We start from the raw sequence: 14,590 nt of genomic DNA, 5'->3' as shown, positions 1-14,590 counted from the left end.
AATTATCATCTTAGCCTTTTTCGTTCGAATACAATTCGGGAATAGAACCAATATATAATTGTACTAAGTAAACACAATCCCGATGCTACAAGATACAGTGTCGGGAAAGAAAATATTCCGGTTATATATCCGCCCAAAAGCATTCCAATTGCCAGTCCTAGGTCGAACCCGATAAGATAGGTTGAATTTGCTGTACCTCTCTGGCTGTTCTCGGCCATGTTGATATATAAAGTTTGCAGTGCGGGAAACATCATCCCAAATCCTACTCCAATAAATAGCCCCGAGATACAGAATGCGTAAATGTTATGTACAGTGGCAAATACAAAAAATGAAATAGCAACAATGGTCATCGCCGAAACGTTTACTTCGTGTATCTTACCTTTGTCTACTAGTTTTCCTGCAAACACACGTGAAGCGATTATCCCCCCTGCCCAAAACAGGAAAAATATGCCTGCATTTGGAATATCTATTTGCTTACCATATTGAGCCACAAACGGTCCTATTGTTCCCCATGCAAAACAGGGAAGAAGTTGGTTGAGAAAAATAGGCAATCCTTTCACAAGAAAAAAACGGTCTAAAGATAGCTTTTGTGTTTGTTCTACTACTGGGCGCAAGGGTGCTTTTATCAATGCAACGGTGATAATTCCAAGTGCACCCATTGCAATGGCACACCATAGCAAAATGTCGAACCCATAGTTGTTATATATATGAATGGCGATGAAAGGGCCTATAGCCATAGCTACATTCATAAATGTGCCGTAATAGCCTATTCCCTCGGCTCTGCGTTCCGATGGAACGACGTCTATGGCCAATGTACTCGATGATACGGTCGATAACCCCCATGTAATACCATGCAGAAAACGTATTAGGACGAATAGTAAAACAGTAGTTGCCCAAAAGTAGCCGAGAAATATCAACACGTAACAAGAAAAAGAAATCAGCAATATTTTCTTGCGAGAATAAAGGTCTACCACATAGCCGGAAAAAGGGCGTACGAACATTAATGCAATGGCATAGGATGCCAGAACGATTCCTGTTTTGGACTGCTCTACTCCCATTTGCTCCGTTATATATAGTGGAATAGATGGCATTAGCAGATTAAACGAACATGCCATCAAAAAATTAGCCAGACAAACATTCAGATAACTCAGCGACCAAAGCCTTGGTTTCGATATTGCTTCCATTTCCTTCATTTTAACTAAAAAGTAACGAAAGTAACACTCTATTGAGCAATTCTCAATTGTAACTTTTTTACTCTATATTTACTATTTTACTATAGATAAACGTATAATTAGATATTTGGTTTTCTCTGATTAGAAAAAGAGGTAGGAAAAGATTTTACATCAATTCGCTCAACTCCATCCAGCGCATCGTTTTTTCGTCTATCTCATCTATAAGTTCGCTGATACGGCTCGACTTCGAGATCAGCTGCTCAGCTGATAATGTGCCGCTGGAGAGTTCATTTTCCAACTTGCCTTTTTCTTCCTCCAACCGAGGAATAAGAACATCCAATTCTTCAAACTCACGTTTTTCTTTAAATGACAGTTTCTTCTTTTCCTCCTTTTTGGGACTTATGGCTTCAGACTTTTCTTCTTTAATACGCACAGGCTGCGCCTGCTCTTTTTCTATGATCTCTTGAATTTCTTTCCATTCTCTGTATTGAGTATAGTTTCCAGGAAAGTCTTTTATTTGTGCATTTCCCCGAAATGCAAGTAAATGATCAACGACCTTGTCCATAAAGTAACGGTCGTGCGAAACCACTATTACGCACCCTTTAAATTGTTGGAGGTATTCTTCCAGTATATTTAGAGTAACTATATCCAAATCATTCGTTGGTTCGTCCAGAACAAGAAAGTTGGGATTGGTAATAAGCACAGTGCAGAGATACAAACGCCGCTTTTCTCCCCCCGATAGTTTATATACGAAATTGTGTTGTTTCTCGGGTGGAAACAAGAAATGTTGTAGAAACTGCGAAGCCGTGAGTCTGCTACCATTACCTAAGTCTATTACTTCAGCAATGTTTTGTACCACATCCAGCACTTTCATTTGCTCATCAAATTTCAGCCCATCCTGACTGTAATAGCCGAATTTTACTGTTTCTCCTATATCAAACGTACCTTTGTCGGGAGCTACTTCACCCATCAGCATTTTTATGAAAGTGGATTTCCCTGTACCGTTATTACCTACTACACCGAGTTTCTCGTAGCGAGCAAATACATAATTGAAATCTTCCAGAATTTTCAGGTCTCCGAAAGACTTGTAGACATGTTGTGCCTCGAATATCTTATTACCTATATACGCACCTTTCATTTGCAACTGAACATTCCCTGCATCACGTACTTGTTGAGCTTTCTTCTCCAGATCGTAAAAAGCATCGATGCGTGATTTTGCTTTTGTTCCTCTTGCCTGAGGTTGACGGCGCATCCATTCCAGCTCTTTACGCATAAGATTGTTAGCCCGGTCTATCTCTGAATTTTGTGCACTGACACGCTCATCTCTCTTTTCCAGATAGTAGGAATAGTTTCCTTTATACTGATACAACTGTTGCTGGTCTATTTCTATTATCTCGTTGCATACTCTGTCCAAAAAATAACGGTCGTGCGTTACCATTAATAGGCTCAGGCGCGAGCGTTGCAGATATTCTTCCAGCCATTCCACCATATCCAAATCCAAGTGGTTGGTTGGTTCATCCAGAATAATAAGGTCAGGTTCGGTAATAAGTACATTGGCAAGAGCTACACGTTTAAGTTGTCCGCCCGAAAGTTCAGATATCTTTTGTTCAAAGTCTGTGATCTTCAACTGAGCCAGAATTTGTTTAGCTCTGTGTTCATAATCCCATGCTTGCAGAATATCCATTTTTTGGAGTATCTCATCCAGATTGGAATGATCTTTCGAACCCATAACCCTTTCATATTCGGCAATAAGGTCTGTCACTTCATTTCCCGAGTGAAAACATGCCTGCAATACTGTAAGCTCTGAAGGATATACAGGGTCTTGTTCCAGATAGGCTACACGCAGATCGCGGCGAAAAACCACCGATCCGTTATCATAGCTCTCTTTTCCTGTAAGTATATTTAGTAAGGTCGTTTTTCCTGATCCGTTTTTGGCTATCAGTCCTATTCGTTCTCCTTCTGCTATACCAAAAGATATGTCAGAAAAAAGGACAAGATCTCCAAAACTTTTTGTCAGTAAGTCTACCTGTAATATTGATGCCATAAAATTATTTTTTGCAAAGGTAATCTTAATAGCTCAATAGTCAACAATTTTCGACTATTAACCGAGCTTTGTCTTTGAAGTCACAGAGCTGAGATTAATTGATGGATTATAGGTATCAGTAGGGCTGTCATAACGCCCATTAGTCCAATGGCGAGCCCACTCAAGGCTCCTTCTATTACCCCCATTTCCATAGCTTTGGCTGTGCCAACTCCATGGGCAGATGCCCCCATTGCGAGGCCTTTTGCTACACTACTCTTTATTCCTAATAGTCGCAAGATAGGAGGCCCGACTATACTGCCGAATATACCGCAAAAGAGAACGATTACGGCAGTGAGAGATACATTTCCTCCCGACTGTTCGGCTATGCTCATTGCAATAGGTGTGGTCACCGATTTAGGCTCAAGGCTCATTATCAGCATTTGGTCAGCCCCGGTGAGCCTGGCTAAAAGAATTACACTTGTGATACCGACCATACTCCCTATAAAGATAGAAGTAAGTATGGATAATACATTGCCTTTGAGATAAGATAATTGTTCATACAATACATATCCGAGTGCAACTACCGAAGGGCCGAGCATAAAACTGACGAAACTACTGCTGTCTTCAAACGTTTTGTAGTCGATACCCGATATCTTGAGGAAAGCTATAATTATAGCTATTGATATAATCATAGGGTGTAACAACCCTAATTTCGTTTTCTTGAATACCCACTGCCCAAACAGATAACTACCGAATATGAGCATGAGTGTAAATTCTGTGGATTCGAATAGTGCTTTCATTTTTTTCTTTTTTCCATTTGTTGTTGAATGATTGCTACTACTGCTATTACAAGCACTGTACTTACCGAACATACAATAAGTATCGACATCCAGAATTTACTTATAAGTCCGTACGAACCAAGAAGTCCGGCTCCTGCCGGAATAAAGAATATAGCCATATTGCGGGTAAAGGCATTGGCGACATCTTTTATATTGTCTGGTTTGAGGGCTTTGAAATAGAGACTAAGAAATAATAATATCATTCCAATGATATTCCCGGGCACGAAACCACTGATCAGATAACTGATACCTTGTCCTAAGAAATAGAACAGAAGAATGATAAAAATACCTTTTACCATTTTCATATTGATAACCTTCTAATTTTTACTCGGGTGCAAAGGTACATATTTTTACTGGAGAGGGTGGTTTTTTTTCTTAAATAAATACTGCTTAATTTAGCTGCGTATTAAACAAATATATGAAATAAGTTTATGGCAAACAGAAGTTATCTTTACTCTATAGATTTTGACCTTAGCCGGCAGGAGAGGTCTGATTCCGACAAGATTTTGTCAATAGCCGAATGGAACTATAATATTCCTATTGCATTCAAACTCCTATTGTCAGTCCGTCCTCGAAAATGCCCATCTTTGTTATGGAATTATAAGCATCCTATTGCTCTTGTAGGAGACTATGAGCAGGGTAAAGAACGGTTATATGATTTCTTGGATGATCTTGCCAAACAGGACATGTATGATCATAAATATTTGCAAGATTGCATAAAATTAACTGAGGATTTCCTTGAAAGAGAAGATCGTCGCCAACAATATTTTTTCATGGAATGTGGAGAGATATTTGATATGTCGAGTATTCCGCTCGAAGATCAGAATGAGGTATTGTGGCAACAAATAAGCAATATTGATGACGAAATCAAAAAGTTTTACTCTGAGATTTCAGAGATAAATAAGAAAATATTGGATAAGGAAGATGAGTTGGATAGTGCTAAAAATAAGAATGTCCTGCTTCGTATATTTACAGGAAAAGAAGATATTCCCGCCCTCGAAAGAGAATTAAGAAATCTCAACAGGGATAAATACTCTGCTTTAGGGATAGATAACTGGAGTGAAGTTCTTTATTTCGATTTTGAGACAAGGAAGAATCAGGATTGACTACTCTCATCGAAGATTTCGAGAGAAAAATTCTCTCCGTCAAAGACGCCGTAAGAGAAGTAATTTATCCAATCGCCCAATATAACGACTCTGCCGCTTGCAGTCAGAGCCAGATCGAGCATGATATGGCGATGCCCGAATATAAAGAAATTGATGTTTGGAGCCATCTGTAGGTGCTTTTTTGCAAATACGACAAGATGCTCTTTGTTTTCTCCGAAATAAGGAGGCATTTCGTCATTTTCTCTGTTGTGATTCGACCACCAATGAGCGAACCCAACAGTCCATCGGGGGTGGATAGCTGCATAGGCAATACGGCAGATCTTACTGTGAAATATTTTTCGCAGAATTTTGAACGACAGATTTTCGTCGCCTAGTCCGTCTCCATGTGCAAGGAAGAACTTTTTACCGTTGATATCTCTTACCAGAGGTTGCAGATGTACTGTCATACCGCATTCCTTTTGCAGGTAATCGGTCACCCATATGTCGTGGTTGCCAATGAAAAAGTGCACGGGTATACCCATGTCTGTGATTTCTGCCACCTTACCAAGGAAGCGTACGAATCCACGAGGCACTACATCTCTGTATTCGAACCAATAATCGAAGATGTCTCCGAGCAGGTATATTTCGCTGGCGTCTTTTTTTACCATGTCGAACCACCGACACAACTTTCGTTCTATATCGTGCAGTGGAGTTACACTATTATATGCACGAGTAGAAGGCAGGGTCATCTCCTGAAATTTATCTACATTCTTTTTGTGAAATGCAGATCCTAAATGGACATCTGATAAAAAATAGACTTTCTTTCCTTTCACCCTAGTCTTCTTATAAAAATCCGAGTTCCAGTTTGGCTTCTTCGCTTAGCATGTCTTTGTTCCACTGAGGCTCGAATGTAAGATTCACAATCACATTGTTTACTCCCTTTACAGATTCTACTTTATAGCGAACATCTTCAAGGATGAAATCGGCCGCCGGACAGTTTGGTGCAGTCAGCGTCATTGTAATTGTTACATTCTTATCATCGTCGACCTCTACTTCGTAGATAAGTCCAAGGTCATATACATTGACAGGTATTTCGGGGTCGTAAACTGTTTTCAACATGTTTACTATTTTGCTTTCCAATTCTAATAAATCGCTCATGTTTTTATTTTTATGTTCGTTATAAACATTTGAACAAAGCCGATAGTTTATAACTATTCCATATTGTAGTGCAAAAGTAATGAAAAAAACTCAGAATTATATTCTTCCCTTATCCAGATAACTGTAATAGGTGTGATCGCAAACGATGATATGGTCAAGAAGACGAATATCCATTATTTGTCCGGCTTCTTTTAATTTGTGTGTGATTTTGTCATCGTCTCCGCTCGGATTGGGATTTCCTGAAGGATGATTGTGACAAAGGATCATGGCTGAAGCCAAAGAGTCTATTGCTTCTTTCATTATCAGACGTATGTCTACAATCGTTCCGGCTACACCTCCTTTGCTTACCTGAATTTTCTTCAATATTTTGTTGGCTCTGTTCAATAGCAATACCCATACTTCTTCATGTTTGAGGTCTGCCAATATCGGATGAAATATCTGATACACTGTTTCGCTAGATGTTATCTGAGGCTGAACAACTATTTCGGATAGTTTTCTTCTTTTCCCCAGTTCCAAAGCTGCAACAATAGTGATCGCTTTAGCTTCTCCTATCCCATTGAAATTTTTTATTAACTCTTTTATTTCAAGTTTCCCCAATGTGTTGAGATTATTCTCTGTGCTGTGTAGTATTCGTTGAGCTAGCTCTACGGCTGTTTCTTTTTTGTTTCCCGAGCCTATCAGTATCCCTAATAGTTCGGCATCGGACAAAGCCGAAACTCCCTTAAGAAGCATTTTCTCCCTCGGGCGGTCTTCTTCTGCCCAGTCCTTAATGTTGAGTTTAAGTTTGTTTTCCATTTCTAACTAAAAAAGAGACATGCCCAAAGGTATGCCTCTTTTCTTATATTTAAAAAACTTTGTTAGCTTTTTACTCTTTCTACATACGAACCGTCAGATGTGCTGATTTTTATTTTATCTCCTTCATTGATGAAAAGAGGAACACGTACTTCAGCACCGGTTTCTACAGTTGCAGGTTTCAGTGTGTTAGTTGCTGTATCACCTTTTAGTCCAGGTTCGGTATATGTAACTACCAAAACAACGTTTTGAGGCATTTCGGCAGTCAATACTGTTTCTGTTTCGGCATGTACCTGTACTTCTACCAAGTCGCCTTCTTTCAGGAATGCTACACCTTCTATCATGTCGCCGGCAAGAGATATTTGTTCAAATGTTTCGGTATTCATAAAATTATACCCCATGTCATCTTGGTAAAGATATTGATAAGGACGTCTTTCTATACGCACTTCGTCTAGTTTTACTCCTGCATTGAATGTTCTTTCCAATACACGTCCGGTTGTAACGCTTCTCATTTTAGTACGAACAAACGCTGCTCCTTTACCAGGTTTAACATGTAAGAACTCAATAATAACATAGTATTGTCCATCTATGTCGATGCACATACCGTTTCTTATATCTGCTGTAGTTGCCATTGATTATATTTTATTATTTGTTTAAAATTTCGAGTTGCAAAGATAGTAAATATCATTATTTTACAAAACCTCTGTTCTTTAATAGATAAATAGGGTCAGGTTCTGCTCCTCTAAATTTTTTATATAGCGTCATCGGTTCGTCCGATCCTCCTTTCGAAAGCACATTTTCCCTGAATGATTTGGCTGTTTCCTGATCGAATATATTTCCTTTTTCTGCGAATGCCTGATATGCATCAGAATCGAGAACCTCAGACCATAGGTAGCTGTAATATCCGGAAGAGTATCCTCCGCTGAATATATGTTTGAAGTATGTACTTCTGTATCTCGGAATGATTTCGGATATCAATCCTATTTTTTTCATAGCATCTGCTTCAAACTTGTTTACATCCAGATTTTTCAATCCTTCCGTAGTAGTTGCATTGCTGCCGCTGGTCATTGTATACCAGTTCATATCAAGGATAGCAGCAGCTACCAGTTCGGTAGTACGGAATCCTTGATTGAAATATCCTGCATTTTGTATTTTCTGAACCAATTCGTTAGGTATAACTTCACCTGTTTCATAGTGTTTGGCATATATTTTCAATACCTCCGGCTCAAATGCCCAGTGCTCCATTATCTGCGATGGAAGTTCTACGAAGTCGCGAGCTACAGAGGTGCCCGAAAGTCCGTGATAGTTACACTTCGATAACAGGCCATGTAGCCCGTGCCCAAATTCGTGGAACATAGTTTCTACCTGATCCAATGAAAGTAAAGCCGGTTTGCCGCCTGTTGGAGGATTGTAATTCCCTACATTGTAGATTAGAGGGTGAACAAATTCTCCTTTAAATACTTCTTGTTTGCGGAAGCTGCTCATCCATGCTCCCGAACGTTTCCCTGTTCGTGCAAAATCATCAAAATAGATAAGTCCAATGAGTGAACCATCAGCATCGCTTACTTCATATGCCTTCACGTCTTGCTGATATACGGGTACATCTGTTCTTTGTTTGAATGTGATACCATAGAGTTTGTTTGCTACGGCAAAGATGCCTTCGCGTACGTTATCGGCCTTGAAGTATGGTTTGAGGGCTTCTTCATCTAAAGCGTATTTTTCTTTACGTAGTTTTTCTGCATAATATGCCCAATCCCACGACTCTATTTTTATGCTATGTCCTTCTTTTTTTGCAATAGCCTGTAGTTCGGCAAGTTCTTTCTTTGCCTGAGGTAATGCGTATTTCCATATATTGTTCAGAAGCCCCATTACGTTTTCCGGAGTTTTTGCCATTGTATTTTCCAATACATAGTCGGCATGGGTTTTGTAACCTAGTATATTTGCTTTCTCCAATCTTAGGCTGACAATCTTTTTAATATTTTCTTTGTTGTCTGCATCATTGTTGTTGTCGCCACGCATATACATAGCCTTGTATAGTTTTTCGCGCAGATCTCTGTTGTCTGCGTATTGTAGAAATGGCTCCCAGCTTGGTTTGCTCAGTCCAAATAGCCACTTGCCTTCAAGACCTTTGTCGCTGGCTGCTTTTGCCGCCGCAGCAATAACTCCTTCGGGTAGCCCCGAAAGATCCTCTTTGTTTTCTATTATAAGTTGGTAGCTGTCTGTTTCTTTCAGTTCGTTTTGGCTAAAGCTTAATGTTGCAGCACCTAGTTCCTTGTTTATTTCACGTAAACGGCTTTGCTTCGACCCATCCAATAAGATACCCGAGCGCACAAAGCCTTTATAGGTTTTGTCGAGCAACATTTTTTGTTCGGTGGTCAGGCCTGCTGTTTTTATACTGTCGTCGTGAACTACTTTAATACGTTTAAATAGGTTCTCGTTGAAATTTATATTGTCATAGTGATTTGTTAATATAGGAGTCAGGTCGGTTTCCATACTTCTGTATACAGAGTCAGACATTGTGCCTGTCATGACAGAAAACACAGAACTTACCCTGTCGAGCATTCTGCCCGATTCGTCTAAAGCGACTACTGTATTTTCGAAAGTAGGAACCTCAGTATTATTTACTATAGAGTCTATTTCAGCATCGTGCTGTTTTATAGCTTCCTCAAAAGCAGGCATAAAATGTTCTGCTTTTATTTTGTCGAAGGGAGGAACACCATTTGGTGTATCAAACTCGTAGAAAAATGGGTTGTCCACATCTTTGCTGCTTGTATTCGTATTACAAGAATAGACCATAATTAAAAAACTAATAATGAAAAGAAACTTATTCATACACTTGTATTTAGGTGAGTTGTTTACTTGTAGGCAAAAATAAGTAAAAAATACTACTGATTAAAACTATTTCGTTTGCTGTAGGATAAAAAAGATAGGAATTAACTAAAATATTTTTTTTATTCCTTTTTTCTTTGTGCTGACAATATTTTATATTTCTTTGTGGGTGATAATATTTTGTTTAGTATTTATAAAAACCTTTTAACACTAGCCTATGTTTCAAAATCCTTTTTCTTTCAGTGGGCGTATTCGTCGAATGGAATATGGAATCAGTTATCTTATAACGCTTGTATTCTTTTTTATAGTTGGCTTTATTATTGGCTTATTAGGATTGCCGGAGTCGATAATGTATATTTTTATGATTCCTGCTTATTGGTTTCTATGGGCTCAAGGAGCTAAAAGATGTCATGATAGAGGTAATACAGGCTGGTATCAAATAATCCCCTTGTATTTTTTTTGGATGTTGTTTGCCGATGGTGAATATGGTGCAAACTATTATGGCCCAAATCCGAAAGGGTTGGGCAATGTAGAAGAAATGATCGATGAGATAGGAGACTATAAAGAAGATTACTAAGTAATTTAGAAAAACTTTATATTTTTTAATATTAGGTTCGCTTTAGATGAGGTTATTGTTCATCTGGATCGAGCCTACTGTTTTTATAGCTTTTGATCCTTATGAAGAAAAAAGATAGGAATTAACTAAAATCCCGATTAATTTTGTTAAACTTGTATTTATAAAGAAAAACAGGCAAGATATCATATTTTGTGATATTAATCATGGGAATAAGAAATAGATATATGGAAAAACGATGGAAGAAGCAGTTTATGTTACTTTTTTCTATAGTATGCTCAGGGCTGCTTTTTACACAATGTAATAAAAGTGTGGATGCTCGTTTGAAAGAACTGGCAGAAGAAACGAATAAGATGTGTCCTCGTATGTTGGATCAATGGACACGCCTCGATAGTTGTGCCGTTCAATCTGGTCTTGCTATGCGATATTATCATAGCATAATAGGTGAATTAATCGTAACTGATACTACACTTTTCAAATCGAAATTGGAACCACAAATAATAAGTGCTATGAAAACAAACCCTGATGTGAAGTTCTATAAAGACAATGATATTACTATGGAGTATCAATATAACGATACAGAAGGGAAATATATATTCTCAATGATTATTACTCCTGACAATTACAAAAAATAAATTTATAGTATGATTTTAGACAGTTTAAAAAATGCAGAGGCTTATTATAGCTTGCATCCTTTATTTAAAGAAGCATTTGAATACATCAAATCGGTAGATTTCTCGAAAGCTGAACTTGGCAAAACCGAACTTAAAGGAAAAGATCTTTTTGTGGTGGTGAGTGACAGCGATATGAAAACTGAAGAGGATGCAAAAATGGAAGTGCATAATAAGTATATCGACATCCAATTGCCGGTAAGCAAAGCCGAAACTTATGGATGGAAAGCCCGCATAGAACTAAAAGAAGAGCGCGAAGCCTTTAATGAAGAAAAAGATATTCAGTTTTTTAAAGATAAAGGAACTACACGGGTTACGGCTGTGCCCGGAGATTTTGCAATATTCTTTCCTCAGGATGGACATGCCCCATGTATAGGAGAAGGAAAGATAAGAAAAGTGGTTGTGAAAATACGATTATAAATTGTTCTTGTATTCAATGTAAGTTGTAGTAGTTATACAAATCAAATAAATCTCTGAACCATGCTTAAACTGATAAAAAACGATCCGTGGCTCAAACCTTATCAGGAAGCTATAGAAGGACGATACAATTATGTGTTGAAAAGGGAAGAGGAGCTCACCGATAAGGGAAAAGTGACTCTTTCGGAGTTTGCTTCAGGTCATTTGTATTTTGGCTTGCATAAGATGGCTCGCATGTGGGTTTTCCGTGAGTGGGCACCTAATGCAACGACTATATATATGGTAGGGGATTTCAATGGCTGGCAAAAAGATGATTCTTATAAGCTGCATCGTAAAGATGGCGGAGAATGGGAACTCAAAGTGCCATTGAACAATATAAAGCACGGAGATTTATATAAGCTTATCGTATGCTGGGATGGGGGAGAAGCCGAACGCATTCCCGCATGGGCTACACGTGTAGTTCAGGATAATAATACTAAAATATTCAGTGCTCAGGTATGGGATCCCGCCGAACCATTCCTTTTTAAGAGGAAAAACTTTAAGCCTAAGACCGATCCTCTTCTTATATACGAATGTCATATCGGTATGGCCGTAGAAGAAGAAAAGGTTGGTACATACGAGGAATTCAGGATGAATATTCTGCCTCGTATCAAAGCTGATGGTTATAATACCATACAAATAATGGCCATACAGGAGCATCCTTATTACGGGTCGTTTGGGTATCATGTTTCGAGTTTCTTTGCAGCCTCTTCACGTTTTGGTACACCTGATGAATTAAAGCACCTTATTGATGATGCGCACTCTATGGGCATTGCCGTGATAATGGATATAGTTCATTCTCATGCCGTGAAAAATGAAGTAGAAGGGCTTGGGCGTTTCGATGGGTCGTATACACAATATTTCCATTCGGGTAGCAGACGGGAGCATCCGGCATGGGACTCTCTTGTATTCGACTATGGAAAGGATGAAGTAATACATTTTTTGTTGTCTAACTGTAGATATTGGCTCGAAGAATATAACTTTGATGGCTTTCGTTTCGATGGAGTAACTTCTATGCTCTATTACAGTCATGGGTTGGGCGATAACTTTTCCGGATACCCTGATTATTATAACGGTAATGAAGACGAAGATGCCATCTGCTATCTTACACTAGCCAATAAACTTATACACGAGATCAACTCCAAAGCTATTACCATAGCCGAAGAAGTGAGCGGTATGCCGGGATTGGCTGTCAAAGTAAAAGATGGAGGATATGGTTTCGATTACCGTATGGCGATGAATATACCCGATTACTGGATTAAAATAATAAAGGAAAAGAAAGATGAAGAGTGGCATCCTACTAGTATTTTCTGGGAACTGACTAACAGGCGTGCCGATGAAAAGACTATTTCATATGCAGAAAGCCATGATCAGGCTCTGGTAGGAGACAAAACCATTGTCTTTCGGTTGATAGATTCCGATATGTACTGGTATATGTCGAAGCACTATGGAAGTTCGTACATGACAGACAGAGGTATCGCCCTTCATAAAATGATACGTTTGGTCACAGTATCTACTATAAACGGAGGATATCTCAACTTTATGGGAAATGAGTTCGGGCATCCCGAATGGGTCGATTTTCCTCGCGAGGGGAACGGATGGTCTCATAAATACGCCCGCAGGCAGTGGTGGCTGGCCGACAATCAGGATTTGAAGTATCACTATATGGGCGATTTTGATAAAGCAATGCTTTTACTTATATCTTCTGTAAAGCACTTTGAGCAGACTGAGATTGTAAAACTTTGGGATAAAGATTCAGATCAAGTACTTGCGTTTATGCGTGGCAATTTAGTCTTTGTGTTTAATTTCAATCCAAGGCAATCATTTTTTGATTATGGCTTTTTAGCACCTGAAGGCAAATATCAGGTTGTTTTAGATTCAGATTCATATACTTTTGGAGGCAACGGCCTTATAGAAGACTCGATGGAGCACTTCACTATTTATGATAAATTATACGCAGAGGATGGGAAAGGCTGGTTGAAGCTATATATACCTTCGCGTACAGCTTTTGTCCTGAAAAAAATAGATTGAAATAATTAACTAAATGCTTTTGCAGGCAAAATAGAAAGATCGAAAAGATTGATTATTTTTGTAAGGAATTAATTAAACAAAAAGAATGAAATTATATCCATTAAAGTTTAAACCCATTCTAAAGTCTATTATTTGGGGTGGTAACGAAATATGTAAATTTAAAGGTATAACACCTGTTCAGGAAGGTGTTGGTGAGAGTTGGGAGATATCCAGTGTGAAAGGAAATGTCTCTGTAGTCGCTAATGGAGAGCTTGCAGATAAAGATTTGAGCGAGGTTATTGCTACATATCAGGAGCAATTGGTTGGAAAACGCAATTATGAAATATTTGGAACCACATTCCCTCTTCTTATCAAATTTATCGATGCCCGAGATAATCTATCTATTCAGGTACATCCTGACGATGTGTTGGCAAAAGCTCGGCACAATTCGTTTGGAAAGACTGAAATGTGGTATGTGATTAATGCTGCTCCTGGGGCATTCTTATATTCCGGTTTCGAAAAACAGATGACACCCGACTCGTATGTGAAAAGTATAGAAGATAATACTTTTATAGATTCCTTGGCTAAGCACGATATAAAGAAAGGTGACGTGTTCTTTCTTCCTGCTGGGCGTGTGCATGCTATTGGGGCTGGAACTTTTATTGCAGAAATACAACAAACTTCCGATATTACATATCGTATCTACGATTATAATCGTAAAGATGCGAACGGTAATGGACGAGAATTGCATACCGAATTGGCAAAAGATGCAATAGACTTTAAATTGTATGATAACTATAAGACGGCATATACCCGAAAAGAAAATCAACCGGTACAACTCGAATCTTGTCGCTATTTTACAACCAATCTTCTTGAACTGACAAAAGATGTGACCAGGGATTATTCGTCTGTCGATTCTTTTGTTGCATATATCTGTATGGGCGGTTCTTGTGAAATAAGGGATGATAAAGGTAATGATTT

General features: G+C 38.6%; 15 protein-coding genes. 6 read left to right on the top strand and 9 right to left on the bottom strand.

Translation table 11 applies throughout. From position 1 onward, the window contains the following. Positions 1-5: 5 nt before the first annotated feature. The 4 genes from BGC7_RS16540 to BGC7_RS16525 form a co-directional block, all read right to left on the bottom strand. A complete protein-coding gene (locus BGC7_RS16540) occupies positions 6-1,184 on the bottom strand; it encodes an MFS transporter (RefSeq protein ID WP_050702761.1) in 1,179 nt (392 codons plus the stop codon). Between the two features lie 154 nt (positions 1,185-1,338). Continuing rightward, the gene (locus BGC7_RS16535; protein WP_050702714.1) at positions 1,339-3,216 is read right to left on the bottom strand and encodes an ABC-F family ATP-binding cassette domain-containing protein; all 1,878 of its coding nucleotides are present in this window, start codon (positions 3,214-3,216) and stop codon (positions 1,339-1,341) included. Positions 3,217-3,296: 80 nt separating this feature from the next. Beyond that, positions 3,297-3,995, bottom strand: coding sequence for an LrgB family protein (locus tag BGC7_RS16530; RefSeq protein ID WP_050702713.1), 699 nt, complete (start codon positions 3,993-3,995; stop codon positions 3,297-3,299). After that, positions 3,992-4,339, bottom strand: coding sequence for a CidA/LrgA family protein (locus BGC7_RS16525; protein WP_082206813.1), 348 nt, complete (start codon positions 4,337-4,339; stop codon positions 3,992-3,994). Before BGC7_RS16525 ends, BGC7_RS16530 begins: the two co-directional genes overlap by 4 nt. A 126-nt stretch (positions 4,340-4,465) precedes the next feature. On the opposite strand from BGC7_RS16525, the gene BGC7_RS16520 reads away from it, so the two are divergent. After that, positions 4,466-5,140 (top strand): DUF7822 domain-containing protein, encoded by a 675-nt coding sequence (locus BGC7_RS16520; protein ID WP_050702712.1) that lies wholly within the window; start codon positions 4,466-4,468, stop codon positions 5,138-5,140. On the opposite strand, the gene BGC7_RS16515 is transcribed toward BGC7_RS16520, so the two are convergent. The 5 genes from BGC7_RS16515 to BGC7_RS16495 all read right to left on the bottom strand — a co-directional run bounded on the left by BGC7_RS16515 (position 5,131) and on the right by BGC7_RS16495 (position 9,901). Beyond that, the gene (locus BGC7_RS16515; protein WP_050702711.1) at positions 5,131-5,952 is read right to left on the bottom strand and encodes a UDP-2,3-diacylglucosamine diphosphatase; all 822 of its coding nucleotides are present in this window, start codon (positions 5,950-5,952) and stop codon (positions 5,131-5,133) included. The genes BGC7_RS16520 and BGC7_RS16515 overlap by 10 nt on opposite strands. A 10-nt stretch (positions 5,953-5,962) precedes the next feature. Further along, positions 5,963-6,277: a metal-sulfur cluster assembly factor gene (locus BGC7_RS16510; RefSeq protein ID WP_050702710.1), complete on the bottom strand. Its 315-nt coding sequence runs from the start codon at positions 6,275-6,277 to the stop codon at positions 5,963-5,965. A gap of 96 nt (positions 6,278-6,373) precedes the next feature. Next, positions 6,374-7,072: a RadC family protein gene (gene radC / locus BGC7_RS16505; protein WP_050702709.1), complete on the bottom strand. Its 699-nt coding sequence runs from the start codon at positions 7,070-7,072 to the stop codon at positions 6,374-6,376. Between the two features lie 62 nt (positions 7,073-7,134). Next, positions 7,135-7,701 (bottom strand): elongation factor P, encoded by a 567-nt coding sequence (gene efp, locus BGC7_RS16500; RefSeq protein WP_050702708.1) that lies wholly within the window; start codon positions 7,699-7,701, stop codon positions 7,135-7,137. 55 nt (positions 7,702-7,756) lie between these two features. After that, positions 7,757-9,901, bottom strand: coding sequence for a M3 family metallopeptidase (locus BGC7_RS16495; protein WP_050702707.1), 2,145 nt, complete (start codon positions 9,899-9,901; stop codon positions 7,757-7,759). Positions 9,902-10,115: 214 nt separating this feature from the next. Between BGC7_RS16495 and BGC7_RS16490 the strand changes: the two genes are divergently transcribed. The 5 genes from BGC7_RS16490 to BGC7_RS16470 all read left to right on the top strand — a co-directional run. After that, entirely contained in the window at positions 10,116-10,475 is a 360-nt protein-coding gene (locus tag BGC7_RS16490) for a DUF805 domain-containing protein (protein WP_050702706.1), read from the top strand. A gap of 224 nt (positions 10,476-10,699) precedes the next feature. Then, on the top strand, positions 10,700-11,107 hold the full coding sequence (locus tag BGC7_RS16485; RefSeq protein WP_242034414.1) for a hypothetical protein: 408 nt from the start codon (positions 10,700-10,702) through the stop codon (positions 11,105-11,107). A 9-nt stretch (positions 11,108-11,116) separates the two neighbouring features. Continuing rightward, entirely contained in the window at positions 11,117-11,563 is a 447-nt protein-coding gene (locus tag BGC7_RS16480) for a NanQ anomerase/TabA/YiaL family protein (protein WP_050702705.1), read from the top strand. Positions 11,564-11,623: 60 nt separating this feature from the next. Further along, a complete protein-coding gene (locus tag BGC7_RS16475) occupies positions 11,624-13,630 on the top strand; it encodes an alpha amylase C-terminal domain-containing protein (protein WP_050702704.1) in 2,007 nt (668 codons plus the stop codon). Positions 13,631-13,715: 85 nt separating this feature from the next. Then, positions 13,716-14,590 (top strand): type I phosphomannose isomerase catalytic subunit (locus BGC7_RS16470; RefSeq protein ID WP_050702703.1); only part of this gene is annotated, 875 nt, incomplete at its 3' end.

The organism is Dysgonomonas sp. BGC7 (assembly GCF_001261735.1).
Taxonomy (GTDB): Bacteria; Bacteroidota; Bacteroidia; order Bacteroidales; family Dysgonomonadaceae; genus Dysgonomonas.
Note: the sequence above shows the minus strand (reverse complement) of the source record. Positions and strands in the feature narration are given on the sequence as shown.